At 59.5% G+C, this 24,113-nt stretch carries 24 protein-coding genes and 1 other RNA gene; 6 read left to right on the top strand and 19 right to left on the bottom strand.

Going from position 1 to position 24,113, the window contains the following annotated elements:
• Positions 1-5: 5 nt before the first annotated feature.
• From mraY to rsmI, 9 genes are all read right to left on the bottom strand, one after another.
• The gene (gene mraY / locus KW841_RS15085) at positions 6-1,088 is read right to left on the bottom strand and encodes a phospho-N-acetylmuramoyl-pentapeptide-transferase (protein WP_008016698.1); all 1,083 of its coding nucleotides are present in this window, start codon (positions 1,086-1,088) and stop codon (positions 6-8) included.
• Positions 1,088-2,455 (bottom strand): UDP-N-acetylmuramoyl-tripeptide--D-alanyl-D-alanine ligase, encoded by a 1,368-nt coding sequence (gene murF, locus KW841_RS15080; RefSeq protein ID WP_218477463.1) that lies wholly within the window; start codon positions 2,453-2,455, stop codon positions 1,088-1,090. The genes mraY and murF overlap by 1 nt, the downstream gene beginning before the upstream one ends.
• Positions 2,448-3,911, bottom strand: coding sequence for a UDP-N-acetylmuramoyl-L-alanyl-D-glutamate--2,6-diaminopimelate ligase (locus KW841_RS15075; RefSeq protein WP_218477460.1), 1,464 nt, complete (start codon positions 3,909-3,911; stop codon positions 2,448-2,450). The genes murF and KW841_RS15075 overlap by 8 nt, the downstream gene beginning before the upstream one ends.
• Positions 3,911-5,650 carry a penicillin-binding protein 2 gene (locus KW841_RS15070; protein ID WP_218478239.1) on the bottom strand — a complete coding sequence of 580 codons (1,740 nt, stop codon included), beginning with the start codon at positions 5,648-5,650 and terminating at the stop codon, positions 3,911-3,913. Before KW841_RS15070 ends, KW841_RS15075 begins: the two co-directional genes overlap by 1 nt.
• On the bottom strand, positions 5,650-5,943 hold the full coding sequence (gene ftsL / locus KW841_RS15065) for a cell division protein FtsL (protein WP_007998257.1): 294 nt from the start codon (positions 5,941-5,943) through the stop codon (positions 5,650-5,652). The genes KW841_RS15070 and ftsL overlap by 1 nt, the downstream gene beginning before the upstream one ends.
• Positions 5,940-6,887 (bottom strand): 16S rRNA (cytosine(1402)-N(4))-methyltransferase RsmH, encoded by a 948-nt coding sequence (gene rsmH / locus KW841_RS15060; protein WP_007972589.1) that lies wholly within the window; start codon positions 6,885-6,887, stop codon positions 5,940-5,942. The genes ftsL and rsmH overlap by 4 nt, the downstream gene beginning before the upstream one ends.
• On the bottom strand, positions 6,884-7,339 hold the full coding sequence (gene mraZ / locus KW841_RS15055) for a division/cell wall cluster transcriptional repressor MraZ (protein ID WP_007917012.1): 456 nt from the start codon (positions 7,337-7,339) through the stop codon (positions 6,884-6,886). Before mraZ ends, rsmH begins: the two co-directional genes overlap by 4 nt.
• Before the next feature lie 356 nt (positions 7,340-7,695).
• Positions 7,696-8,049: RNase P RNA component class A (rnpB, locus tag KW841_RS15050), an RNA gene on the bottom strand.
• Positions 8,050-8,124: 75 nt separating this feature from the next.
• Positions 8,125-9,030 (bottom strand): 16S rRNA (cytidine(1402)-2'-O)-methyltransferase, encoded by a 906-nt coding sequence (gene rsmI / locus KW841_RS15045; protein WP_173900780.1) that lies wholly within the window; start codon positions 9,028-9,030, stop codon positions 8,125-8,127.
• 177 nt (positions 9,031-9,207) lie between these two features.
• Between rsmI and KW841_RS15040 the strand changes: the two genes are divergently transcribed.
• The 4 genes from KW841_RS15040 (at position 9,208) to KW841_RS15025 (ending at position 12,654) form a co-directional block, all read left to right on the top strand.
• Complete coding sequence (locus KW841_RS15040) at positions 9,208-11,019, top strand: penicillin-binding protein activator (protein ID WP_218477457.1); 1,812 nt, start codon at positions 9,208-9,210, stop codon at positions 11,017-11,019.
• A complete protein-coding gene (locus KW841_RS15035) occupies positions 11,019-11,381 on the top strand; it encodes a YraN family protein (RefSeq protein ID WP_095965538.1) in 363 nt (120 codons plus the stop codon). The genes KW841_RS15040 and KW841_RS15035 overlap by 1 nt, the downstream gene beginning before the upstream one ends.
• Positions 11,382-11,485: 104 nt before the next feature.
• Positions 11,486-12,079 (top strand): phosphoheptose isomerase, encoded by a 594-nt coding sequence (locus KW841_RS15030; RefSeq protein WP_007972584.1) that lies wholly within the window; start codon positions 11,486-11,488, stop codon positions 12,077-12,079.
• Positions 12,076-12,654 (top strand): BON domain-containing protein, encoded by a 579-nt coding sequence (locus KW841_RS15025; protein WP_102698528.1) that lies wholly within the window; start codon positions 12,076-12,078, stop codon positions 12,652-12,654. The genes KW841_RS15030 and KW841_RS15025 overlap by 4 nt, the downstream gene beginning before the upstream one ends.
• 151 nt (positions 12,655-12,805) lie before the next feature.
• Here the strand turns inward: KW841_RS15025 and KW841_RS15020 are convergent, their stop codons facing one another.
• The 7 genes from KW841_RS15020 to rplM form a co-directional block, all read right to left on the bottom strand.
• Positions 12,806-13,219: a ClpXP protease specificity-enhancing factor gene (locus KW841_RS15020; RefSeq protein WP_007972582.1), complete on the bottom strand. Its 414-nt coding sequence runs from the start codon at positions 13,217-13,219 to the stop codon at positions 12,806-12,808.
• Positions 13,220-13,235: 16 nt separating this feature from the next.
• Positions 13,236-13,853 carry a glutathione S-transferase N-terminal domain-containing protein gene (locus KW841_RS15015; protein WP_007972581.1) on the bottom strand — a complete coding sequence of 206 codons (618 nt, stop codon included), beginning with the start codon at positions 13,851-13,853 and terminating at the stop codon, positions 13,236-13,238.
• Between the two features lie 149 nt (positions 13,854-14,002).
• A complete protein-coding gene (locus tag KW841_RS15010) occupies positions 14,003-14,785 on the bottom strand; it encodes a cytochrome c1 (RefSeq protein WP_218477454.1) in 783 nt (260 codons plus the stop codon).
• Positions 14,785-15,996: a cytochrome bc complex cytochrome b subunit gene (locus KW841_RS15005; RefSeq protein ID WP_007972577.1), complete on the bottom strand. Its 1,212-nt coding sequence runs from the start codon at positions 15,994-15,996 to the stop codon at positions 14,785-14,787. Before KW841_RS15005 ends, KW841_RS15010 begins: the two co-directional genes overlap by 1 nt.
• Positions 15,996-16,589 carry a ubiquinol-cytochrome c reductase iron-sulfur subunit gene (gene petA / locus KW841_RS15000; RefSeq protein WP_007972576.1) on the bottom strand — a complete coding sequence of 198 codons (594 nt, stop codon included), beginning with the start codon at positions 16,587-16,589 and terminating at the stop codon, positions 15,996-15,998. Before petA ends, KW841_RS15005 begins: the two co-directional genes overlap by 1 nt.
• Positions 16,590-16,857: 268 nt before the next feature.
• A complete protein-coding gene (gene rpsI, locus KW841_RS14995) occupies positions 16,858-17,250 on the bottom strand; it encodes a 30S ribosomal protein S9 (RefSeq protein ID WP_003228056.1) in 393 nt (130 codons plus the stop codon).
• 14 nt (positions 17,251-17,264) lie between these two features.
• Positions 17,265-17,693, bottom strand: a complete 429-nt coding sequence (gene rplM, locus KW841_RS14990; RefSeq protein WP_003228062.1) for a 50S ribosomal protein L13 — start codon at positions 17,691-17,693, stop codon at positions 17,265-17,267.
• 246 nt (positions 17,694-17,939) lie between these two features.
• Here rplM and KW841_RS14985 point away from each other — a divergent pair, with 246 nt between their 5' ends.
• A complete protein-coding gene (locus KW841_RS14985) occupies positions 17,940-18,980 on the top strand; it encodes an NADP(H)-dependent aldo-keto reductase (protein WP_218477453.1) in 1,041 nt (346 codons plus the stop codon).
• A gap of 103 nt (positions 18,981-19,083) precedes the next feature.
• Here KW841_RS14985 and KW841_RS14980 read toward each other — a convergent pair whose 3' ends face one another.
• Complete coding sequence (locus KW841_RS14980) at positions 19,084-20,220, bottom strand: acyl-CoA dehydrogenase family protein (protein WP_015096781.1); 1,137 nt, start codon at positions 20,218-20,220, stop codon at positions 19,084-19,086.
• A 221-nt stretch (positions 20,221-20,441) separates the two neighbouring features.
• Between KW841_RS14980 and KW841_RS14975 the strand changes: the two genes are divergently transcribed.
• Positions 20,442-21,362, top strand: coding sequence for a GlxA family transcriptional regulator (locus KW841_RS14975; protein ID WP_177323525.1), 921 nt, complete (start codon positions 20,442-20,444; stop codon positions 21,360-21,362).
• A gap of 206 nt (positions 21,363-21,568) precedes the next feature.
• Here KW841_RS14975 and zapE read toward each other — a convergent pair whose 3' ends face one another.
• Both zapE and KW841_RS14965 read right to left on the bottom strand, forming a co-directional pair.
• Positions 21,569-22,663 (bottom strand): cell division protein ZapE, encoded by a 1,095-nt coding sequence (gene zapE / locus KW841_RS14970; RefSeq protein WP_007998226.1) that lies wholly within the window; start codon positions 22,661-22,663, stop codon positions 21,569-21,571.
• A 90-nt stretch (positions 22,664-22,753) separates the two neighbouring features.
• Positions 22,754-24,109, bottom strand: coding sequence for a tryptophan--tRNA ligase (locus KW841_RS14965; protein ID WP_218477451.1), 1,356 nt, complete (start codon positions 24,107-24,109; stop codon positions 22,754-22,756).
• Positions 24,110-24,113: the final 4 nt, after the last annotated feature.

Below are 24,113 nucleotides of genomic sequence, written 5' to 3'. Positions count from 1 at the left end.
AGTTTCTACCTCAGCTTCAGGGTGGCAAGGCCGATCAGCACGAGAATCACGGTGATGATCCAGAAACGGACGATCACACGTGGCTCGGGCCAACCCTTGAGTTCAAAGTGGTGGTGAATCGGCGCCATGCGGAATACGCGGCGACCGGTCAGCTTAAAGGAGGCAACCTGAATGACCACTGACAGGGTTTCCATCACGAACACGCCGCCCATGATGAACAGGACGATTTCCTGACGAACGATCACCGCGATGGTGCCCAAGGCCGCGCCCAGCGCCAGTGCGCCGACGTCGCCCATGAAGACTTGTGCCGGATAGGTGTTGAACCAGAGGAAGCCCAGGCCGGCTCCGATCAGTGCGCCACAGAACACGATCAGTTCGCCCGCGCCTGGTACATAAGGAATCAACAGGTATTCGGCGAATTTCACGTTACCCGACAGGTAGCAGAAGATACCCAGGCCGCCGCCCACCATTACCGTCGGCATGATTGCCAGGCCGTCGAGGCCGTCGGTCAGGTTGACCGCGTTGCTCGAACCGACGATCACGAAGTAGGTCAGGACGATGAAGCCTGCACCCAGCGGAATGCTGTAGTCCTTGAGCATCGGCAGGATCAGCGTGGTTTCCACCGGCGTGGCGGCAGTCATATAAAGGAAGATCGCCGCGCCCAGGCCGAACACCGATTGCCAGAAATACTTCCAGCGGCTTGGCAAGCCACGGGAGTTTTTCTCGATCACCTTGCGGTAGTCGTCGACCCAGCCGATGGCGCCGAACAGCAAGGTCACCAGCAGTACGACCCAGACGTAACGGTTGGTCAGGTCAGCCCAAAGCAGGGTACTGACACCGATGGACGACAGGATCAGCGCCCCGCCCATGGTCGGTGTGCCCGACTTGGACAGGTGCGACTGCGGGCCGTCATTGCGAACGGATTGACCGATCTGACGGTTCTGCAAAGTGCGGATCATCCACGGGCCGTAGCACAGCGACAAGACCAGCGCGGTCAGTACACCGAGAATCCCGCGCAGGGTCAGGTACTGGAAGACCGCGAAGCCTTTGTAGAACTGTTGCAGATACTCCGCTAGCAGCAGCAGCATTAATGTTTCTCCAGGCTGGACCCGCACAAGGCGGCGACGACGTTTTCCATCGCAGCGCTGCGCGACCCCTTGATCAAAATGGTGGTGTTTGTGTCTTGCTCGGCGCCCAGGGCCTTGATCAGTTCAGCTTGCGTGCTGAAGTGAAAAGCCTCTGGACCGAATGCGTTCACGGCGTGAGCCATCATTGGCCCGACGGCGTACAGTGCAGAAACCTTGCCACGGGCGTACTCGCCCACGTCGCGGTGCCCCTGCTCCGCCCATTCGCCCAACTCGCCGATATCCCCGAGCACCAGGACGGTGCGACCGGAAAAGCCGGCCAGTATATCAACGGCAGCGCACATGGAGGTGGGGTTCGCGTTGTAAGTGTCATCGATCACGCGCATGCCATTGCTGGCCAGTTGCGCGACGGTGCGACCCTTGACCGGTTGCACCGCGCCAAGACCGGTGGCGATACCGAACAGCGACACACCCAGGGCATGGGCGGCAGCGGCGGCGGCCATGGCATTGGCGACGTTATGGGTGCCGAGCAGGTTCAGTTGAACGCGCTCTACACCTTCAGGGCTGTGCAGATTGAATGCCGGGCAGCCACGGGCATCGGTGGTCAGGTCACTGGCATAGAAATCGGCGCTGCTGTTGCTCAACGCAAACGTCAGCACTTTACGATCACCGGCACGCGTCTTCCAGATACCGAATGCCTTGTCGTCGAGATTGAGCACTGCGACGCCATCGGTCTCCAGCCCTTCGATGATCTCGCCCTTGGCTTCGACGATTTTTTCCGGGCCACCGAACTCGCCGACGTGGGCGGTCCCGGCATTGTTGAGAATGGCCACGTGCGGTTTGGTCAGGCCAACGGTGTAGGCAATTTCACCGAGCCGCGATGCACCGAGTTCGATCACTGCCGCCGTATGTTCCGGCGCCAGTTCGAGCAGGGTCAGCGGCACGCCGAGATCGTTGTTCAGGTTGCCACGGGTCGCCAGTACCGGGCCACGGGTGCGCAGGATGCTCGCCAGCATTTCCTTGACCGTGGTCTTGCCGCTCGAACCGGTGACGGCCGCGACCGGATGGGCGTAAGAGGCGCGATTAAGCGCACCCAACTGCCCGAGGGCCTGGCGAGTATCGCTGACCAGTAACTGCGGGAGCGTGCTGTCGGCGACTTCGCGCTCGACCAACGCGGCCACGGCACCCTTGGCAGCGACTTCATTCAGATAATCATGACCATCGAAGCGCGGACCGGTCAGGGCAATAAACAGCTGACCCGGCTTGATTGCGCGGCTGTCGATGCTGACGCCATCGAAACTGGCATCGGTCGACACCAGGCGAGCATTCAGCGCGCCGGTCAGTTCGCTCAGTTGCAAGGCCTTAAGCATGGGCCACCTCCCATGCGGTCAAGGCATGATCGGCCTCGACCAGATCGGAAAAGGCATGGCGCTCTCCGTTGATTTCCTGATAGTCCTCGTGACCTTTACCGGCCAGGACAATCACATCATCCACCGAGGCACTGGCGATCAGCCTGGCAATCGCCTGACCACGACCGGCAACGAACTCCACTTTATCCACAGCCGTGAAACCGGCGCGGATGTCATCGAAAATCACCGATGGATCTTCAGTGCGCGGGTTGTCGTCGGTCACCAGCACGCCATCGGCCAGGCGCTCGACCACTTCGGCCATCAACGGACGCTTGCCGCGATCACGGTCGCCGCCACAGCCGAACAGGCACAGCAACCGCCCCTTGGCGTGTGGACGCAGGGCCAGCAGTACTTTTTCCAGGGCATCCGGGGTGTGGGCGTAATCGACCACCACCAGCGGCTGCGAACCACCGCCCAGACGCTGCATGCGACCGGCCGGGCCTTCGAGTTTCGGCAGCACCTTGAGGATCTCGTCCAGTGCGTAATCCAGACCGAGCAACGCGCCGACCGCCGCCAGGACGTTGCTCAGGTTGAAGCGACCGAGCAAGGTGCTGCGCAAGTGGTGCTCGCCCTGTGGCGTGACCAGCGTGGCGCGCACGCCTTCGTCGTCGAATTGCGCCTGGCGGCAATACAGGTAGGCGCTGGAATCTTCCAGGCTGTAGGTGATCAACCGCGACTCGCGCTTGTCGGCGGCCAGTTGCCGACCAAACTCGTCGTCGAGGTTGACCACGCGGCATTTCAAGTCATTCCAGTCAAACAGCCTGGCCTTGGCTTCGCCGTAAGCCTGCATGGTGCCGTGGTAATCCAGGTGATCGCGTGACAGATTGGTCATCACCGCCACATCGAACGCCAGTGCAGTCACACGGCCCTGATCCAGGCCATGGGAAGACACTTCCATGGCGACGGCTTTGGCGCCGGCCTTTTTCAGGTCCGCCAGGGTCGCTTGCACGGCAATCGGATTCGGTGTGGTGTGCAGGCCGCTTTCCAGCGCGCCGTAGAAACCGGAACCGAGCGTGCCGACCAGGCCACAGTGCTGGCCGAGCAGATCCAGCGCCTGGGCAACCAATTGAGTCACGCTGGTCTTGCCGTTGGTGCCGGTTACGCCGATCAGGTTCAGGTGATGGCTCGGCTCGCCATAAAAACGCCCGGCGATGTCCGACAGCTGAGCGGCCAGACCTTTGACCGGAATCAGCGGCACTTCAGTGATTGGCAGGACCGTGGCACCTTCAACTTCATAGGCCACCGCGGCAGCACCGCGCTGCAAGGCGTCGGCAATGTGCGCACGCCCATCGAACTTCCCGCCCGGCACGGCGAGGAACAGATCACCCGCGCGCACGTTGCGGCTGTCCAGGGCGAGTTCACGAATCAGTAGATCGTGGCCGGCGTGAGGGAAAATCTTGTTCAGGCTCAGAGACATCAGCCGCGCCCTCCATTGGCTTTCAGCGGAACGACCGGTGTTGCGTTCGCTTGTTGAGTAGGTGGCAGGTTGTCCGGCGTGATGTTCATCAGGCGCAGGGTGCCCGACATCACGCGGCTGAACACCGGCGCGGAAACCAGGCCACCGAAGTAGCCGGCCTTGGTCGGTTCATCGATGACGACCACGATGGCGTAGCGTGGATCGCTCATCGGGCCGAAACCGGCGAACAGCGAACGGTAGGAGTTCTCGGCGTAACCCTTGGTGCCGACCGAAGTTTTACGCGCAGTACCCGACTTGCCGCCCACGTGATACGCCGGCACCTGCGCGCGGAACACACCGCGCGGGGCTTCGATCACTTGCTGCAGCATGCCTTGCATGGTTTTCGCGACGGCCTCCGGCAGCACCTGGGTGGTTTGCGGTGCCTTGTCGGTCTTGATCAGGGTCAGCGGTGCAAGGCGACCATTGTTGGCCAGGGCCGAGAAGGCGTGGACCAACTGGATCGCGGTCACTGAAACACCGTATCCATAGGACAGCGTCGCGGTCTCGGCCTTGCGCCACTCGCGGTAGTTCGGCAGGTTGCCGACGCGCTCGCCCGGGAAGCCCAGGCCGGTGTCCTGGCCGAGGCCGACTTTCTGTGCCAGACGGAAAATGGTTTCGCCGCCGATATCGAACGCGACCTTGCTCATCCCGACGTTACTGGAGTTGATCAGGATGCCGGTCAGGTCGAGCACCGGGCCTTCGGTCTTGGAGACGTCCTTGATGGTGTACTTGCCAATCTGCAAGGAGCCCGGATACACCTCGACGGTATCGCTCGGTTTCCAGCGGCCGGTTTCGATGGCGGCACTCATCGAGATCGCTTTCATGGTCGAGCCCGGCTCGAACACGTCGATCATCGCGCGGTTACGCATCATCGCCGGTTGCAGGTTGCGACGGTTGTTCGGGTTGTAGGTCGGCTGGTTGACCATCGCGAGAATCTCGCCGGTCTTCACGTCCATGATCACCAGGCTACCGGCCTTGGCGCCGTTCTCGATGATCGCGTTGCGCAATTCGCGGTTGGCCAGGTATTGCAGGCGCAGGTCAATGGACAACGCCAAGGGCTTGCCGGCCTTGGCGTTTTTGGTGACCTGGACATCCTTGATCAGCCGGCCGCGCCGGTCCTTGATGACTTGTCGTTTACCCGGCACCCCGGCCAGCCATTCGTCATAGGCCAGCTCGATACCTTCCTTCCCATGGTCATCGATGTCGGTAAAGCCAACCATATGGGCGGTCACTTCACCGGCCGGATAGAAACGGCGGAACTCTTCGATGCCGTAAACACCCGGCACTTTCAGATCGAGTACAGACTGCCCCTGCTCCGGGGTCAGCCCGCGCACCAGATAAATGAATTCTTTGTTGGCCTGGGCTTCAAGACGTTCGGCCAGGGCTTTCGGGTCCTGCCCCAAGGCAGCCGCCAGTGCCGGCCACTTCTCCTTGGCCGTTTGCATTTCTTTGGCATTGGCCCAAAGGGTGGTGACCGGAGTACTCACGGCCAAAGGCTCGCCGTTACGGTCGGTGATCAGGCCACGGTGAGCCGGAATCGGAATATGACGAACACTGCGGGCATCGCCCTGACCTTTGAGGAAAGCACGGTCGACCACTTGCAAATCGATGATGCGCCAGGCAATCGCGGCCACCATGATGCCGAGCAAACCCAGCACCACGCGGAACCGCCAAGGAAAGAGTGCACCTTCGAGTTTCATCATGGCGCCACCATCTTCACGTCAGCGGCACCGGGGATGTGCATTTTCAATTGTTCGGTGGCCAGCACTTCGATGCGGCTGTGGGCGGTCCAGGTGCTCTGCTCCAGAATCAACCGGCCCCACTCCGCCTGCGCCTTGTCGCGCACGCTTAATTCGTTGTACAGCGAATTCAATAGCTGACGGTTCCAGTGCGCGCTGTAGGACACGCCGATGGCCGAAACGAGCACGCCGACAAACAGCAGCAGCATGAAGAAGCTTCCGCCGGGCAATGGCTTGGCGAAAAGCTTGCTCACCGCAGCTTCTCCGCCACACGCATGACAGCGCTTCGCGAACGTGGGTTGGCTTTGAGTTCGGCGTCGGAGGCCGTCTGCGCTTTGCCATGGACTTTGATTTTCGGTTCGAAGGCAACATGCCGAACCGGCAGGTTGCGCGGCAGGTTGTCGGCTTCGCCTTTCACCAGCTTGCGCATGAACAGTTTGACGATACGGTCTTCCAGCGAGTGGAAGCTGATCACCACCAGGCGACCGCCCACTTCCAGGCACTCCAGCGCGGCTTCGAGGCCGGTTTCCAGATCACCCAGTTCGTTGTTGACGTGAATGCGCAGCCCCTGAAATGCGCGGGTTGCGGGGTTCTTGCCCTTTTCCCATGCCGGGTTGGCGACCTTCAGGACTTCTGCCAGGTCACCGGTGCGCTCGAATGGCTTGATGTCACGGCGCTCGGCCACGGCCCGGGCCATGCGACCGGAGAAACGTTCTTCACCGTATTCCTTGAACACTCGGGCGATTTCTTCCACGGGCGCGGTGTTGACGAATTCGGCGGCACTGATGCCACGGGACGGATCCATGCGCATGTCCAGCGGGCCGTCGTTGAGGAAGCTGAAACCGCGCTCAGGGTCGTCGAGCTGTGGCGAAGACACGCCCAGATCCAGCAGAACGCCGCTGACCTTGCCGGCCAGACCGCGTTCGGCGACTTCCGAACCCAGCTCGGCAAAGCTGCGCTGCACAACGACAAAGCGGCCGTCTTCGGCCGCTAGCGTCTGCCCGGTGGCAATCGCTTGTGGATCTTTGTCGAATCCGAGCAAGCGACCATCAGGACCGAGCTGACTGAGGATCAGCCGGCTGTGCCCGCCGCGCCCGAACGTACCGTCCAGATAGCAGCCATCAGGACGTACGGCGAGAGCCTCGACGGCTTCGTCAAGCAGTACGGTGATGTGGTTAAAGCCGCTATCAATAGTCACAGGATTAAATCACGCAGTTCATCAGGCATCGCGCCCGGTTGTTGAATAGCAGCCAGGTCAGCGGCAGAAACCGCGTTCCAGGCATCCTCGTCCCACAATTGGAACTTGTTCAGTTGGCCTACCAACATCGCGCGCTTATCCAACTTGGCATATTCACGAAGACGCGGTGGAACCAGAAAACGACCACTGCCATCGAGCTCGAGATCGACGGCATTACCAATCAGTAAACGTTGCAGGCGGCGGTTCTCTTCGCGAAGCGAAGGCAGTGCGCGCAGTTTGGTTTCAATAATTTCCCACTCATCGAGGGGGTAAACACACAAACAAGGATCAACGGCATCAATTGTTACGATCAATTGACCGGAACTACGCGAATCGAGCTCGTCACGGTACCGGCTCGGCATTGCGAGACGGCCCTTTGCATCGAGACTGATAGCGTTAGCTCCGCGAAACACGTCAGCGTTTCTCCAAATTCTAGCGTTTTTAGCTCAAAAAACCCACTTCATGCCACTTTCCGCCACTTGCGCACACTATAGGAATGCGCCCACCACACCGTCAAGGCGCGGATTAAAGGAAAACCCTTACAGAACTGAGATTTAGGAGCATTAACGGAGGGGCAACGAGAATCCGGCACATGAAACTGCCCGATAACTTGAATCAGCACAGGAGGCTGCGTTCGGAAGTTAAAGTAATTTATTAAGAGTAAGATTTTTTTGGTATTACAAAAGAGGTTCTGCGGATGAATGTGCAAGGAGGGAAATTGCTATCACCATCCCCCTTGCTCAATGATTTAAGCAGAGGGGAGAAAAAGGTGGAGAGTCGATCTGTAAGCCGGGTTCTGTCTTGAACAGTCATTCGTCTACGATGGCCATCACTGGACATCTTTAGCAACCTACCCGGTCCCAGCGCGGGCCACGCCTTGGGACCCTATTTGGTCTTGCTCCAAGTGGGGTTTACCTAGCCACGAACTGTTGCCAGACGTGCGGTGCGCTCTTACCGCACCTTTTCACCCTTACCGGCGCCGAAGCGCTTAGGCGGTTATTTTCTGTGGCACTTTCCGTAGGCTCACGCCTCCCAGGCATTACCTGGCACTTCGCCCTATGGAGCCCGGACTTTCCTCCCCCCCCTAATTTTCATAGAGGGCAGCGACTGTCCGATCGACTCTCCGCCGCGAAGGTTACCGGCAGAGCGCCCGAAGAACAAGCGTTAAGCGCCGGTGCGCACGCCTACGCGTCGGGTTTTACTCGCCCTTCTGCTTATCCAGCGCGATCTGATACAGCACATTCTTTCGTTCGCCGGTGATTTGCGCCGCCAAAGCCGCCGCACGCTTGAGCGGCATTTCTTCGAGCAACAGATTGAGGATGCGCATCGCCTCGCTGCTGACAGCCCCCTCCTCCTCAGGGGCAGACCAGCCCGCCACCAACACGACGCACTCGCCGCGCTGTTGATTGCTGTCCGACTCGACGAACTCGCGCAGCTCGGCCAGAGGCAGCCCCTTGAGGGTCTCAAAGGTCTTGGTCAGCTCACGGGCAAGCAGTGCCGGGCGCTCAGGGCCGAAGACCAGTTCCATGTCTTGCAGGCATTCCAGAATGCGATGCGGGGCCTCATAGAAGATCAATGTGCGAGGCTCTTCCTTTACCTGTTCCAGGCGCGCTCGCCGCCCCACCGCCTTGGCCGGCAAAAAACCCTCGAAAATGAAACGATCGGATGGCAGCCCCGCCGCCGACAACGCTGCAATCAAAGCGCAGGCACCCGGAACCGGCACCACGTTGATGCCTGCCGCGCGAGCCTGTCGCACCAGGTGATAGCCCGGATCGGAAATCAGCGGCGTTCCGGCGTCAGAGATCAATGCCACGTTGTCACCGGCCAGCAGACGCGTGATAAAGCGACTACCTTCATCCCGCTCGTTGTGTTCATGACAGGCGGCCAATGGTGTCGAAATGCCGAAGTGCTGCATCAAGCGCTGGGAATGACGGGTGTCTTCCGCGGCGATCAAGGCCACTTCACGCAGAATCTTCAGCGCCCGTGCACTGATGTCATCCAGGTTGCCGATGGGCGTCGCCACCACATAAAGCGAGCCCGCAGCGGAATTCAAAGCACCTGGAGCAGTCAAAGCGCACACCTCATGATCGGTAAAAGTCGCCATTGTAGCGCGTAGCGAGGCTCACGATACGCGCATGCAATCGCGCCATCGGCGACCGTTTGTGCGCTGGCGCAACATTTACACCAGCTAAATTGATCGATTCACGCCAGTAACATCGCGCCCCGGCCAGTGCTTGGGTACAATTCCACGCTAATTTGATCGAGTATCAGGAACGCTTACATGATCGCTTGCCTGCGGCTGTTATCTGCCCTCTGCCTCGCTGCCTTGCTGGCGGCTTGCGCCAGCTCGCCCTCGTCCAGCCTTGGCGAACTACCACGGACACCGGACGCCAGTATCGAGCAACTGCTTGAGAAGGCGGCCCAAAGCAAATCACCGGAAGATGCCGCCCTGCTGCGCCTGAGCGCTGCCGACCTGGCCTATCGCCAGGGCAATGCCGGCCAGTCCGCGCAAATCCTGCAACAGGTCCCGGTCGAGCAGCTCAAGCCGGGCCCACAGATTTTCGCCAACACCCTGGCGGCTGAACTGGCCATGACCCGCAATCAGCCCAAGGCCGCACTGGCCGCCTTGAGCCACCCAAGCATGCAATACTTGAGCGAACTGCCCGAGGAACAACAGGTCCGCACCGGCACTGTTCACGCCCGCGCCCTGGAGGCCGATGGCCAGACCCTCGCCGCCGCTCGCGAGCGCATTTTCATTGCTCCGATGCTTAAAGGTGAAGCCGCGAGCAAAAACCACGAAGCGATCTGGACCTTGATCGCCTCGCTGCCGACCGAGCAGTTGCAGCCGAGCTCCAGTGACGATCTCGGCGGCTGGATGGCCCTGGCCCTGGCCGTGAAATCCGCCGGCACCCTGGAGCAGCAACAGGCCGCCATCGACAACTGGCGCGCGCAGAATCCGAAACACCCCGCGGCCATTCAATTGCCGCAACCACTGACCCAACTCAAGGAACTGGCCAGCCAGCCCTTGAGCAAGATTGCCCTGCTGCTGCCTCAGGATGGCCAGCTGGCTTCGGTTGGCAAAGCATTGCGCGACGGCTTCATGGCTGCCCACTACCAGGCACAACAGGCCGGGCAGAAACCTCCCGCCATCGAGTTTTATGACAGCTCGCGCCTGACATCCATGGACGAGTTCTACCGCAAGGCCCAGGCCGATGGCGTGCAACTGGTCGTCGGCCCACTGGAAAAGCCGCTGGTCAAACAACTGAGCACTCGCCCGCAACTCCCGATTACCACCCTGGCACTGAACTACAGCGAAGGCGATCAAGGCCCGGCGCAGCTGTTCCAGTTCGGTCTTGCCGCAGAAGACGAAGCCCGCGAAGTATCGCGCCGCGCTCGTGCCGACGGCCTGCATCGCGCAGCCATCATGGTGCCGAAAGGCGAATGGGGCGATCGCGTACTCAAGGCGTTCAGCCAGGATTGGCAGGCCAATGGCGGCACCATCGTCGCCACCGAACGCGTCGACCAACCAGTCCAGCTGGCCCAGCAGATTGCCGACATGTTCCAGCTGCGCCAGAGCGAAGGTCGCGCCAAGAGCCTGCAAAGCACTGTTGGCTCGCAAGTAGCAGCCCAGCCGTCGCGTCGCCAGGACATCGAGTTCATCTTCCTCGCCGCAACGCCGCAACAGGCCCAACAGATCAAACCGACCCTGAACTTCCAGTACGCAGGCGATGTACCGGTCTACGCCACCTCTCACGTGTTCAGCGCCAGCGGCGACGTCAACCAGTACAACGACATGAACGGCATTCGCTTCTGCGAAACACCCTGGTTGCTGGACGCCAACGATCCACTGCGCCGCCAGGTCACCGCCCAGTGGCCACAAGCCGCCGGTAGCCTGGGACGTCTGTACGCCATGGGCGTGGACGCCTATCGACTGGCGCCGCGCCTGGGCCAGCTGAAGTCTCTGCCGGACAGCCGCATCGACGGTGAGTCGGGCAGCCTCGGCATGACTCAGAGCCAGCGGGTCGTGCGCCAGTTGCCATGGGCCCAGTTCGCCAATGGCCAGATCCAGCGCCTGCCGGACACCGCCCGCTGATGCCTGACAGGTCACGCCAGCAAAGCGGTATGGATGCCGAGCGCCACGCGCTCGAGCATCTTCAACAACAGGGTCTGCGCCTGCTGGCGCAGAACTGGCTGTGCAAACGCGGCGAGCTTGATCTGGTCATGCTAGATGGCGATACAGTAGTATTCGTTGAAGTCCGCTACCGAAAAGACACTCAATGGGGTGGCGCGCTCGATAGCATCGATGAGCGCAAACGGCAAAAGCTGATTTTCGCCGCACAATATTTTCTTCAGCGCGAGTCGCGCTGGGCCAATTCCCCTTGCCGCTTCGACGTGATTGCCATCGACAGCCACCTCGATCAGCTGAACTGGCTACAGAATGCCTTCGACGGCTGATCACCGGCATCACGAACCGGACACTATCACCCAACACTTTTGCTCTTTGCTTTGCGGGCTGCACATTCACGTGCCGAACAGCCGCGCTAATTAAGGTCACACAGATGGACATGCAATCCCGAATTCGCCAGCTTTTTCAGGCCAGTATCGACACCAAGCAACAGGCGATGGAAGTTCTTGCACCGCACATCGAGCAAGCCAGCCAGGTCATGGTCAACGCCCTGCTCAACGAAGGCAAAATGCTTTCCTGTGGCAACGGCGGCTCAGCCGGCGACGCCCAGCACTTTTCGTCCGAGCTGCTCAATCGCTTTGAGCGCGAGCGTCCGAGCCTGCCGGCCATCGCCTTGACGACCGACAGTTCGACGATCACCTCGATCGCCAACGACTACAGCTACAACGAAATCTTCTCCAAGCAGATCCGCGCACTGGGCCAACCGGGCGATGTGTTGCTGGCTATCTCCACCAGCGGCAACTCGGCCAACATAATTCAAGCGATCCAGGCCGCACATGATCGCGAAATGATTGTCGTAGCATTGACGGGACGTGACGGTGGCGGCATGGCGTCGCTGCTGTTGCCCGAGGACGTGGAGATTCGCGTACCGGCCAACGTCACCGCTCGTATTCAAGAAGTCCACCTGCTGGCGATCCATTGCCTTTGCGACTTGATCGACAGCCAATTGTTCGGGAGTGAAGAATGACCCCTAATCGCCTTGGCCTACTGGCCTTGACTCTGTGCCTCGGCATCAGCGGTTGCACCTCGGTAGTGACCGCCAGCCGTGAAGCCCCCATTGAAGATGACCGCGGCACTCGCACACTGGGCAGCAAGATCGACGACTCCCTGATCGACACCAAGGTTGGCGTGAACATCGCCAAGGCCGACCCGGCCCTGGACAAGGACTCGCACATCGTCGTCACCAGCTACAACGGTGTCGTGCTGCTCGCAGGGCAAACGCCACGCGCAGACCTCAAGGCCAAGGCTGAACAGGCCGCCGCCGCGGTCCAGCGCGTGAAGCAGGTTCACAACGAGCTGCAAATCATGGCCCCCTCCTCGCTGCTGGCGCGCCAGAATGACACCTGGCTGACCACCAAGATCAAGACCCAGATGCTCGCTGACGCGAACATCCCTGGTTCGCGCATCAAGGTCGTCACTGAAAACGGCATCGTCTACTTGCTGGGCCTGCTGACCAAACAGGAAGCTGCGCAGGCGACCAACCTGGTGCAAGGCGTATCCGGCGTACAGAAGATTGTGAAGCTGTTCGAGTACATCGACTGACCTGCACGCGGCGTAGGAGCTGCCGCAGGCTGCGATCTTTTGATCTTGATCTTCCAAAACACAAGATCAAAAGATCGCAGCCTTCGGCAGCTCCTACGTTTGAAGGTGGTGAAGTAATAAAAAAGGCGATCCATCCGGATCGCCTTTTTTATTACTTCACCACCTTCAAACTGGGGCGACCGCTTGGACGCGGCGGCTCGCTGTCCGGTGGCGGAAGGTCGTCATCCGGTTCGATGTCGTCGTCCTCACCCATCGGCGATTCCAGATCAAACACCATGCCCTGGCCGTTCTCCCGGGCGTAGATACCCAGGATCGATGCGATAGGCACGTACAAGGTGTGTGGCACGCCACCGAAGCGCCCCTCGAAACTGACCGCCTCGTTATCCATGTGCAAGTGGCGCACGGCTTGTGGCGATACGTTCAGGACGATCTGCCCGTCACTGGCAAAGCCTTGAGGCACCTGCACCGACGGATACTCGGAATTGACCAGCATATGCGGGGTGCAATCGTTGTCCACAATCCACTCATAGAGCGCGCGGACCAGATAAGGTCGACTGGAGTTCATAGCGGCTCCTTAAGCCTTAGCGCATGTCGCGTTCGACACCAGACAGACTCGCCTGGAAAGCCTCACGCGCAAACTGGCGCTCCATATAATCAAGCAGCGGCTTGGCCGGCCGCGGCAGTTCTATACCCAGAATCGGCAATCGCCAGAGTATTGGCAATAGGCAGCAGTCCACCAGGCTTTGTTCCTCGCTGAGGAAAAACGGCTTGTCGGCAAACAGTGGCGACACACCCGTCAGGCTTTCGCGCAACTCTTTGCGAGCCACGGCACGGGCCGCCTCCTTGGTCCGCGAATCCAGAATCAGGTCCACCAGACCACACCAGTCTCGCTGAATGCGGTGTATCAGCAGGCGACTGTTGGCACGCGCCACCGGATAAACCGGCAGTAGCGGCGGGTGCGGGTAACGCTCATCCAGATATTCCATCACCACAGTCGACTCCCACAACGCCAGGTCGCGATCGACCAGAGTGGGCAAGCTGCCATAAGGGTTCACTTCAATCAGTTTAGGTGGCTGGCGTCCAGCTTCCACGTAAATGATCTCGGCGCTGACACCCTTCTCTGCCAGTACGATGCGCACTCGGTGGGAATAGTGGTCGGCGGGGTCGGAGTAACAGGCCAACCGATTGGTCACGCCCATGGCGATCCTCCTCGCTTGTAGAAATTATCGAAAGCGGAAAAACGAGCGCGCCCAGAGGGCGCCTCCCGTAACGACTGGATCACCAGTTCGCTACCTATTCAGAGGCGCCCTTGGGCGCGCGCGATTAACAGCAATAGCTTGAAGCTTTATCAGTGCACGTCTTTCCAGTATTCGCGCTTGAGCAGGTAAGCGAATACGAAGAAGAACGCCAGGTACAACAATACGTACGTACCGATGCGCTGATGTTGCAGCTTAACCGGGTTAGCCGAGTAAGCCAGGAAGGTTACCAGATTCTTGACCTTCTCATCGAACTGCTCTTCAGTCAGAGCACCGCTTTTCGGCACAATGGTCAACTGATCGCACGCTTCATGAGTCAACGGATTGGTGGTCAGCGGATCATATTGCCTCTTGCCGCCTTCGACGGTCGGAACCTGTTTGCATCCCACGACCTGGCGACCTTGCAGGCCGGCCAGGACATTAGGCATGCCCACGTTCGGGAAGACCTTGTTGTTCACACCCCATGGGCGCGAAGGATCTTCGTAGAACGACTTCAGGTAACCGTAGAGCCAGTCGGTGCCGCGAACACGGGCAACCAGGGTCAGGTCCGGAGGTGCGGCACCAAACCAGGCCTTGGCATCCGCAGGCTGCATGCCGATGCTCATGTGGTCGCCGATCTTGGCACCCGTGAAGACCAGCTTCTCCAGCATCAACTCATGGGGAATGCCCAGGTCGTCGGCAACACGCTCATAGCGCTGGAACTTGGCACTGTGGCAACCCATGCAGTAGTTGGCGAACGTACGCGCGCCGTCCTGCATGGCTGCCTTGTCGGAAACGTCAATGTCGACTTTTTCCAGCTCAGGACCACCGTGTTCGGCTGCGAAAGCAAAAACCGGCAGCGCAGCAAGCATCAATACAGCAAATAGTTTTTTCATCAGCCAGTCACCCTTTCCGGAACCGGTTTGGTCTTCTCGAGCCTGGTGTAGAACGGCATCAGAATGAAGTAGGCGAAGTACAGGAAGGTACATACCTGCGACAGCAACGTACGCTCAGGGGTTGGGGCCAGAACACCCAGCACACCCAGGATCACGAACGAGATGCAGAACACCCAGAGCCAGATCTTGCTCAGCCAGCCTTTGTAGCGCATCGACTTGACCGGGCTGCGGTCCAGCCACGGCAGGACGAACAGCACGGCAATGGCCGCGCCCATGGCGATGACACCAAAGAGCTTGTCTGGAACCGCACGCAAAATGGCGTAGAACGGGGTGAAGTACCAGACCGGAGCGATGTGCTCTGGGGTCTTGAAGGCGTTCGCCACTTCAAAGTTCGGCTTCTCGAGGAAGTAGCCGCCCATTTCCGGGAAGAAGAACACGATCGAGCAGAAGATGAACAGGAACACCACCACGCCGACGATATCTTTCACGGTGTAGTACGGGTGGAAGGCGATGCCGTCCAGCGGTATGCCGTTTTCGTCCTTGTGCTTCTTGATGTCCACGCCGTCCGGGTTGTTCGAACCGACTTCGTGCAACGCCAGGATGTGCAGCACCACCAGACCGAGGATGACGATCGGCAGGGCAACCACGTGCAGGGCGAAGAAGCGGTTCAGGGTAATGCCGGAAATCAGGTAGTCACCACGAATCCACTGGGTCAGGTCGTTGCCGATGACCGGGATCGCACCGAACAGCGAGATGATCACCTGGGCGCCCCAGTAGGACATCTGGCCCCACGGCAGCAGGTAACCCATGAAGGCTTCGGCCATCAGCGCCAGGTAGATCAGCATGCCGAAGACCCACACCAGTTCGCGCGGCTTCTGGTACGAACCGTAGAGCAGGCCACGGAACATATGCAGATAGACCACGATGAAGAACGCCGAAGCGCCGGTGGAGTGCAGCAGACGCAGGATCGAGCCGTACTCGACGTCGCGCATGATGTACTCGACGGAAGCGAACGCTTCTTCCGCCGACGGGGTGTAGCTCATGGTCAGCCAGACACCGGTAACGATCTGGTTGACCAGAACGAGCAATGCCAGGGAACCAAAGAAGTAGAAGAAGTTGAAGTTTTTCGGAGCGTAATACTTGCTGAGATGGTCTTCCCACATCTTGGTCGCGGGAAAGCGCGCATCAACCCAATCCATGAACTTGCTCATCACGCTTTCTCCGTATCGACGCCAATGACAATGATCTCATCGGTCTCATAGGAATGCGGGGGAACTGGCAGGTTCAAAGGCGCAGGTTGCGACTTGTAGACGCGGCCAGCCAGATCGTAATGGGAGCCGTGGCAAGGGCAGAAATATCCACCTACCCATTTCGGACCAAGATCCGCAGGTGCCACTTCCGGACGGAAAGTAGGCGAACAACCCAAGTGTGTGCAAATGCCGATCAGCAGCAGAACCTCTGGCTTGATCGAACGTGTTTCCGGGTTGACATAGGCCGGTTGCGTCGATTGCTTGGAATCAGGATCGGCGAGATCGCCTTCGATCTTTTTCAGATTCCCCAGGATTTCCGGTGTACGGCGGACGATGAACACCGGCTGACCGCGCCACTCAGCAATCATCTGCTGGCCTGGCTCGATTTTGCTGACATTCACTTTCACCGGTGCACCAGCGGCTTTCGCCTTGGCACTGGGAAACCATGACCCCACGAACGGGACCGCAGCCCCCACCGCTCCTGCAGCACCCACCACGGATGTGGCTGCTACCAAGAAGCGACGCCGGCCTGTATTCACGCCGTCATTGCTCATTCAGTCCTCTCCCATCAGCTTTGTGGCCTGTTAAATCAGGCATCTACTAAGTAAAACTATGTACTTATAAAAATTTTGCCGAATGGTAATGAAAAGCCCCAATTCTGACAAGGTAATTACCGGAGCCCACCACCCTCAAGCCTTGGAGTATAGGGCGTCTACGGATGTGGCAAGTTGTCACAGCGCAATTCTTTGATAAATCGCAGGCATAAAAAAACGCCCAGCTCCGTGAGGAAACTGGGCGTTCTTTTTTGAACGTGAAAGCGAATTAACGCTTCGAGTACTGCGGACGCTTACGCGCTTTACGCAGACCGACTTTCTTACGTTCAACTTCACGAGCATCGCGGGTTACGAAGCCGGCTTTACGCAGGGCGCTGCGCAGAGTCTCGTCGTAGTCCATCAGAGCGCGGGTGATGCCGTGGCGGATTGCGCCAGCTTGACCACTTACACCACCGCCGATCACGGTGACGTAGATGTCGAACTTCTCGACAGTCTCAGTCAATTCCAGCGGCTGACGAACTACCATGCGGGCAGTTTCGCGGCCGAAGAAATTATCCAGCGAACGGTTGTTGATGGAGATGTTACCAGTACCCGGACGCAGGAAAACGCGTGCGGTTGCGGTCTTGCGACGGCCAGTGCCGTAATTTTGAGTCGCCGACATAATGAACTATTCCGTTAAATCTTCAGTTCTTGGGGCTGCTGAGCAGTATGAGGGTGTGCAGCGCCCGCATAGACTTTCAGCTTACGGTACATGTCGCGACCCAGCGGGTTCTTAGGCAGCATGCCTTTGACCGCGGTCTCGATCACGCGCTCAGGGGCCTTGGCGATCAGCTTTTCAAAGTTGATCGACTTGATGCCGCCCGGGAAACCGGAGTGGGAGTAGTACATTTTGTCAGTGGTTTTAGCACCGGTAACACGGATCTGCTCAGCGTTGATTACGACGATGTAGTCGCCGGTGTCAACGTGAGGAGTGTACTCAGGCTTGTGCTTGCCACGCAGACGGCTCGCGATTTCGGTGGCCAGACGACCCAGGGTCTGACCAGCAGCGTCGACGACAAACCAGTCGCGCTTTACTGTTTCCGGTTTAGCAGTAAAAGTTTTCATTCTTTATAGCCTCAGGGGCCGCCCTGTAAATTAGACGGCGGATCTTACTGAATAGTGCGTACTTTGACAAGTCAAAGGCAGCCGGATACAGACGCTTTCGGGGGCTCGGGTCGGCGCGTCCGTTCAACGGCAAGATTCTTCGGCGGCGGCGCATCACTTCCACTGCAGAAAGAGGTGCGCAATTATGCAGATTGCGAAAAATAATTCAACCTGCTTTTATGATTGTTTTGCCCAAGGAGCACCCCGATGGACTATCGCCAGCTAGGCCGAACCAATCTGAACGTGAGTGCCCTCTGTCTCGGAACCATGACCTGGGGCGAGCAAAACAGCGAGGCAGACGCCTTCGCCCAGATTGAACGAGCCAAGAGCGCCGGGATCAACTTCATCGACACCGCCGAGATGTACCCGGTACCGCCCAAGGCCGAAACCTACGCCACCACCGAACGCTACATCGGCAATTACTTCAAAAGCCGCGGCGATCGCACCGACTGGATCCTGGCCAGCAAGATCGCCGGCCCCGGCAATACCATCGATTACATCCGCGACAAGAACCTTCGGCACAATCGGCAGCACATCACCGAAGCCGTGGACGCCAGCCTCAAGCGCCTGCAAACCGACTACATCGACCTGTACCAGCTGCATTGGCCGGAGCGCAGCACCAACTTCTTCGGGCAGCTGGGCTACAAGCACCAGACCGAAGCCAACCTGACGCCACTGGAGGATACCCTTGAAGCGCTGGACGAACAGGTCCGCGCCGGCAAGATCCGCCACATCGGCCTGTCCAACGAGACGCCGTGGGGCACCATGCGCTTCCTGGCCCTGGCCGAAGCCCGGGGCTGGCCGCGTGCCGTATCGATCCAGAACCCGTACAACCTGCTCAATCGCAGCTTCGAAGTCGGCCTGGCGGAAATCGCCATCCGCGAGCAATGCGGCCTGCTCGCCTATTCGCCGCTGGCGTTCGGTTTCCTGTCAGGCAAGTACGAAGGTGGCGCCCGCCCGCCTAAAGGCCGCCTGAGCCTCTACAGCCGCTTCAGCCGCTATTTCAACCCACAGTCGGAAGCGGCCTGCAGCCGGTACGTGGCCCTGGCTCGCGAACACGGCCTGGACCCGGCGCAAATGGCCCTGGCGTTCGTGACGCAGCAGCCGTTCGTGACCAGCAACATCATTGGCGCGACCACCATGGAGCAACTGGAGAGCAACATCGCCAGTTTCGACTTGAAGCTGTCGGAGGAAGTGCTGGAAGGGATCGAGGCGATTCACAAGGATCATCCGAATCCTGCGCCTTGATTGATCTCTAAACCCATTCGCGGGCAAGCCCGCTCCCACAGGTACTGCGTGATCCTTGTGGGAGCGGGCTTGCCCGCGAAGGCGTAAGTCCTGCCATCCGAGATCAAAGCGACCGCGCAATGATCTCCTTCATTATCTCGTTCGTCCCGGCATAGATCCGCTGCACGCGCGCATCCGCCCACGCCCGCGCGATCGGGTATTCCCACATGAACCCGTAGCCACCGTGCAACTGCACACACTCGTCGAGCACCTTGCACTGCAGGTCGGTACCCCAGTACTTGGCCATCGCCGCCGTCGGCACGTCGAGCTTGCCTTGCAGGTGCAGTTCCAGGCAGCGGTCGACGAAGACACGGCCGATCTGGATTTCCGTGGCCATCTCCGCCAGTTTGAACCGGGTGTTCTGGAAATCCGCGATCGACTTGCCGAACGCCTTGCGCTCGCGGGTGTAGTCCAGTGTCCATTGCAGCGCCGCTTCGGCCGATGCCAGCCCGCCAACGGCCACCGTGAGGCGCTCCTGAGGCAATTCCTGCATCAGGTAGGCAAAGCCCATCCCGGCCTGGCCCAGCAGGTTTTCCTTGGGCACACGCACGTCCTGGAAGAACAGCTCCGAGGTGTCCTGGGCTTTCATCCCGACCTTTTCCAGGCGCTTGCCCTTGTCGAAGCCCGGCGTATCGGCTTCCACCAAAAACAGGCTGGTGCCCTTCGCGCCGGCCTTCGGATCGGTCTTGGCGACGACGATCACCAGATCGGCCAGGTAGCCGTTGGTGATGAAGGTCTTGGAGCCGTTGATCACGTACTCGTCGCCATCGAGCACGGCCGTGGTTTTCACTCCCTGCAGATCGGAACCGGCGCCCGGTTCGGTCATGGCGATCGCGGTCACCATCTCGCCGGACACCAGTTTCGGCAGGTACTTCTGCTTCAGCGCCTCACTGCCGTAATGCAGGATGTACGGTGCCACGATGTCCGAGTGCAGGGAGAAACCGATGCCGGTCAGACCAAGCCGCCCCACTTCTTCGATCACCACCGCGCTGTAGAGAAAGTCCGCCCCCAGGCCGCCGTACTCTTCCGGCAGGTGTGAGCAGAGCATCCCCGCCTCCCCTGCCTTGTTCCACAGTTTGCGGTCGATATAGCCTTGTTTTTCCCATTGCCCATGGAAGGGCACCGCCTCCTTTTCGAGAAACGTCCGCACGCTGTCGCGGAAAAGCTCGTGCTCGGAACTGAACAAGGTTCTGGGGATCATGCGGCACCTTTTCTTTGTTTTTAGAAGGAGTTGACCTTCAGAGACTATGCCTCGCTTCCGATACAGGACACTGGACACATCCGACAAAAAATAAGACGATCCAGCCGTCTGGTGACCACTTCCCCCTATAAAAATAAAGTTGAATTATGTCTAACCAAGCCTCCACGCCACTGCGGCGCGTCAGCATCCTGGCCATCGACCGGGTTTTCGCTTCCACCCTCATGCAAGCCAAGGATTTCTTCCACCTCGCCAGCCTGCGCTACGGCAAACAACTGGGCCAGGGCCTGACACCGGCTTTCGAAACCCGCCTGGTCAGCCCCGATGGCAAACCGGTCAGCACCTTCAGCGATGTGATGATTCCGGTGGACGGCGGGCTGGAAAACGCCGACATCATCATTCTTCCCGCGTTCTGGGACGATTTTGAAAGCCTCTGCAAACGTTACCCGCAAGTCCTGCCCTGGTTGCGTCAACAGCATGCGCGCGGCGCCGTGCTGTGCGGCGAGGCCACCGGTGTGTTCTGGCTGGCCGAGGCCGGGCTGCTCAATGGCAAGGAAGCGACCACCTACTGGCGCTTCTTCAATGCCTTCGCCGAACGCTTCCCACAGGTCCAGCTCAATCAGGACAAACACCTGACCGACGCCGATAACCTGTACTGCGCCGGCGGCACCACCTCGGCGTGCGACCTGTACATTTACCTGATCGAGCGCTTCTGTGGCGCCAATGTGTCCCAGGCCGTAGCGCGGGACATTCTGTATGAGGTACAGCGCAGCTACTCGCCGGGACGCATCGGTTTTGGCGGCCAGAAGCTGCACCAGGACGTGATCATCCTGCAGATCCAGCACTGGCTCGAGGAACACTTCGCCGACAAGTTCCGCTTCGAAGACGTCGCCCGCGAACACGGCATGAGCATCCGCAACTTCATGCGCCGCTTCCAGACCGCCACCGGCGACAAACCACTGCATTACCTGCAACGCCTGCGCATCGAAACCGCCAAAGGCTTGTTGTCCGGCAGTCGCAAAAGCATCAAGACCATCAGTTATGAGGTGGGCTATGACGATGCGAGCTTCTTTGCGCGCCTGTTCCGCCAGCACACGGAGCTGTCGCCGAACCAGTATCGGCAGCAGTTTCAGCAGGCTGCGTAGATCCAGGCCCAGCACAAATCCAATGTGGGAGCGGGCTTGCTCCGGGCGGCGTTCCGACGAAAGCGGAGTGTCAGCGAAATTAACATCAACTGACACGACGCCTTCGCGAGCAAGCCCGCTCCCACAGGGATTGCGGTGAGTTTGAGGTTTCTTCAGCGCATAAAAAAGGGCCTGCAAATGCAGGCCCTTTTATTTTACGAATCCTCTTACGGCTTGTGCGCCCGGGACAGGAATTCGTGGGATTGCATTTCCAGCAGACGACTCAGGGTACGCTGGAATTCGAAGTTCAAGCGCCCGCCGGTGTACAGATCCTTGAGTTCGACTTCGGCAGAAATGATCAGCTTCACGTTACGGTCGTAGAACTCGTCGACCATGTTGATGAAGCGGCGCGCGATGTCGTCGGTGGTGACGCTCATCTGCTCGACATCGCTGAGCAGCACGGCGTGGAAGATCTTGCCCAGTTCGATGTAGTCGTTCTGGCTGCGCGGGCCGTCGCACAGTTCACGGAAGTTGAACCAGGCCACGTCATCGCAGGTGCGCAGGGCACGAATCTCACGATTTTCGATCATCAGCACGTCATTTTCGACCGCTGCCGTGCATTCCGGCGTCAACGCACGGAAGCTCTTGCGCAGGCTTTCATTGGCGGCTTCGTCGAGCGGATAGTGGAACAGCTCGGCTTGTTCGAGGTGACGCAGACGATAGTCGACGCCGCTATCCACGTTGACGATCTCGGTATTCTGCTTGATCAGCGCAATGGCCGGCAGGAAGCGCGCGCGTTGCAGGCCGTCCTTGTACAGGCCGTCCGGCACGATGTTCGACGTCGCCACCAGGGTCACGCCGTTCTTGAACAGTTCTTCCATCAAGGTGCCGAGGATCATGGCGTCGGTGATGTCGGAAACGAAGAATTCATCGAAGCAGATGACCCGGGCTTCGGTGGCGAAGCGCTTGGCGATGATGGTCAGCGGGTTTTTTTCGCCACCCAGGGTTTTCATCTCTTCGTGCACGCGCTTCATGAAGCGGTGGAAGTGCGTACGGGACTTTTCCTTGAAGGGCAGTGCTTCGAAGAAGGTGTCCACCAGGTAAGTCTTGCCGCGACCTACGCCGCCCCAGAAATACAGGCCCTTGACCGGGGTCTGATCCTTCTTGCCAAACAACTTGCCCAGCAGGCCCGGCTTGTTTTGCTCGGCCGCGACCAGATCGTCGTACAGGCGCTGCAAATGACGCACGGCAGTTTCCTGCGCGGCGTCATGGAAGAATTCCGGGCGTTTCAGATCAGCTTGATATCGTTCTAGGGGCGTCATAATTCGTTAGCAAGGCAACAAAAACGGGCCGACACTGTAGCGACGGCCCGGAGGAATGGCAATCGGCCCTTGGTCGGGCCGGACCGTTGTTTAGTCCTGAACAGGCGTCAGGGCGATGCGCAAAGCCTCGACGGCAGCATCACGCGCAGCACTGTCGGCAAAGGCCGGGCTGTCGGCAACGCACTCGCCTTCCAGCCAGACACTGAAGTTCAGTTCTTCATTCCGCACGTCCAGTGGCTGACCCGATTGCAGTTGCTTGGTCACCTGACCGGCAGTCTTGCCATCGGCGAAGTGGCGCGACAGCAGCAGTTGTTCGCCATCGGCGGCCAGCAGTCGGAAGCGGAAACTGCCGTCGTCTTCACGGAAGCTGACAAAACGCGCAGCTTTCGTGGCTTTTTTCTTGATGGTCGCCGCCACCTGGGTCTGAGCAACGAAGGAGCGCAGGCCCACTGCTTCACGCAGTTCATTGAGGAAGGGTGTCGCTACCGCACGGGCCTTTTTCGCACCGTGTTGCAGGATGTCTTCCAGATCCGCCGGACGCTCGATCAGTTGGTTGTAGCGCTCACGAGATTCGCCCAGTTCACTGTCCAGCAGTTGGAACAGACGATTCTTCGCCTCGCCCCAACCCAGGCCCTGCAACAATTCGCTGCGGAACTCGTCGGCCTGCGCCGGGGTGGCGAATGCCTGGAACAGGGTGAACAGGTGCGAGTTATCAGGATCCTTGGCTTCACCCGGCGCGCGGGAGTCGGTGACGATCCGCGAAATCGCGTCCTTCATTTCCTTGGCGCTTGAGAACAGCGGGATGGTGTTGTCGTAGCTCTTCGACATCTTGCGGCCATCCAGGCCCGGCAACGTGGCGACGCTCTCTTCGATCAACGCCTCGGGCATGGTGAAGAACTCTTTGCCCTGGCCAAACAGGTGGTTGAAGCGCTGGCCGATGTCCCGCGCCATTTCCACGTGCTGGATCTGGTCGCGACCGACCGGCACCTTGTGCGCGTTGAACATCAGGATGTCCGCCGCCATCAGCACCGGGTAGCTGTACAGGCCCATGGTGATGCCGGCGTCCGGGTCTTCGCCTGTCTCGACGTTCTTGTCCACCGAAGCCTTGTAGGCGTGGGCGCGGTTGAGCAGACCCTTGGCGGCGACGCAGGTCAGCAGCCAGGTCAGCTCGGGGATTTCCGGGATGTCGGACTGGCGGTAGAAGGTCACGCGGTCGACATCCAGGCCACCGGCCAACCAGGTCGCGGCGATTTCCAGACGCGAGCGCTGGATGCGCAGCGGGTCATCGCACTTGATCAGGGCGTGGTAGTCGGCCAGGAAGTAGAACGAATCGGCATTGCTGTCACGGCTGGCGACGATCGCCGGGCGGATGGCGCCAGCGTAGTTGCCCAGGTGCGGCGTGCCGGTGGTGGTGATGCCGGTGAGGATACGGGTACGGGTCGTCATGGGT

Source organism: Pseudomonas sp. PDM28, assembly GCF_019219115.1.
GTDB lineage: Bacteria > Pseudomonadota > Gammaproteobacteria > Pseudomonadales > Pseudomonadaceae > Aquipseudomonas > Aquipseudomonas laurylsulfatiphila.
This window is presented reverse-complemented; position numbering and strand designations above follow the sequence as displayed.

Bases quoted from the DNA above. Each gene is read 5' to 3' on its own strand.
- mraY (WP_008016698.1), bottom strand. From the start codon at position 1,088: ATGCTGCTGCTGCTAGCGGAGTATCTGCAACAGTTCTACAAAGGCTTC.
- murF (WP_218477463.1), bottom strand. From the start codon at position 2,455: ATGCTTAAGGCCTTGCAACTGAGCGAACTGACCGGCGCGCTGAATGCT.
- KW841_RS15075 (WP_218477460.1), bottom strand. From the start codon at position 3,911: ATGTCTCTGAGCCTGAACAAGATTTTCCCTCACGCCGGCCACGATCTA.
- KW841_RS15070 (WP_218478239.1), bottom strand. From the start codon at position 5,650: ATGAAACTCGAAGGTGCACTCTTTCCTTGGCGGTTCCGCGTGGTGCTG.
- rsmI (WP_173900780.1), bottom strand. From the start codon at position 9,030: ATGGCGACTTTTACCGATCATGAGGTGTGCGCTTTGACTGCTCCAGGT.
- KW841_RS15040 (WP_218477457.1), top strand. From the start codon at position 9,208: ATGATCGCTTGCCTGCGGCTGTTATCTGCCCTCTGCCTCGCTGCCTTG.
- KW841_RS15035 (WP_095965538.1), top strand. From the start codon at position 11,019: ATGCCTGACAGGTCACGCCAGCAAAGCGGTATGGATGCCGAGCGCCAC.
- KW841_RS15030 (WP_007972584.1), top strand. From the start codon at position 11,486: ATGGACATGCAATCCCGAATTCGCCAGCTTTTTCAGGCCAGTATCGAC.
- KW841_RS15025 (WP_102698528.1), top strand. From the start codon at position 12,076: ATGACCCCTAATCGCCTTGGCCTACTGGCCTTGACTCTGTGCCTCGGC.
- KW841_RS15020 (WP_007972582.1), bottom strand. From the start codon at position 13,219: ATGAACTCCAGTCGACCTTATCTGGTCCGCGCGCTCTATGAGTGGATT.
- KW841_RS15015 (WP_007972581.1), bottom strand. From the start codon at position 13,853: ATGGGCGTGACCAATCGGTTGGCCTGTTACTCCGACCCCGCCGACCAC.
- KW841_RS15010 (WP_218477454.1), bottom strand. From the start codon at position 14,785: ATGAAAAAACTATTTGCTGTATTGATGCTTGCTGCGCTGCCGGTTTTT.
- KW841_RS15005 (WP_007972577.1), bottom strand. From the start codon at position 15,996: ATGAGCAAGTTCATGGATTGGGTTGATGCGCGCTTTCCCGCGACCAAG.
- petA (WP_007972576.1), bottom strand. From the start codon at position 16,589: ATGAGCAATGACGGCGTGAATACAGGCCGGCGTCGCTTCTTGGTAGCA.
- rpsI (WP_003228056.1), bottom strand. From the start codon at position 17,250: ATGTCGGCGACTCAAAATTACGGCACTGGCCGTCGCAAGACCGCAACC.
- rplM (WP_003228062.1), bottom strand. From the start codon at position 17,693: ATGAAAACTTTTACTGCTAAACCGGAAACAGTAAAGCGCGACTGGTTT.
- KW841_RS14985 (WP_218477453.1), top strand. From the start codon at position 17,940: ATGGACTATCGCCAGCTAGGCCGAACCAATCTGAACGTGAGTGCCCTC.
- KW841_RS14980 (WP_015096781.1), bottom strand. From the start codon at position 20,220: ATGATCCCCAGAACCTTGTTCAGTTCCGAGCACGAGCTTTTCCGCGAC.
- KW841_RS14975 (WP_177323525.1), top strand. From the start codon at position 20,442: ATGCAAGCCAAGGATTTCTTCCACCTCGCCAGCCTGCGCTACGGCAAA.
- zapE (WP_007998226.1), bottom strand. From the start codon at position 22,663: ATGACGCCCCTAGAACGATATCAAGCTGATCTGAAACGCCCGGAATTC.
- KW841_RS14965 (WP_218477451.1), bottom strand. From the start codon at position 24,109: ATGACGACCCGTACCCGTATCCTCACCGGCATCACCACCACCGGCACG.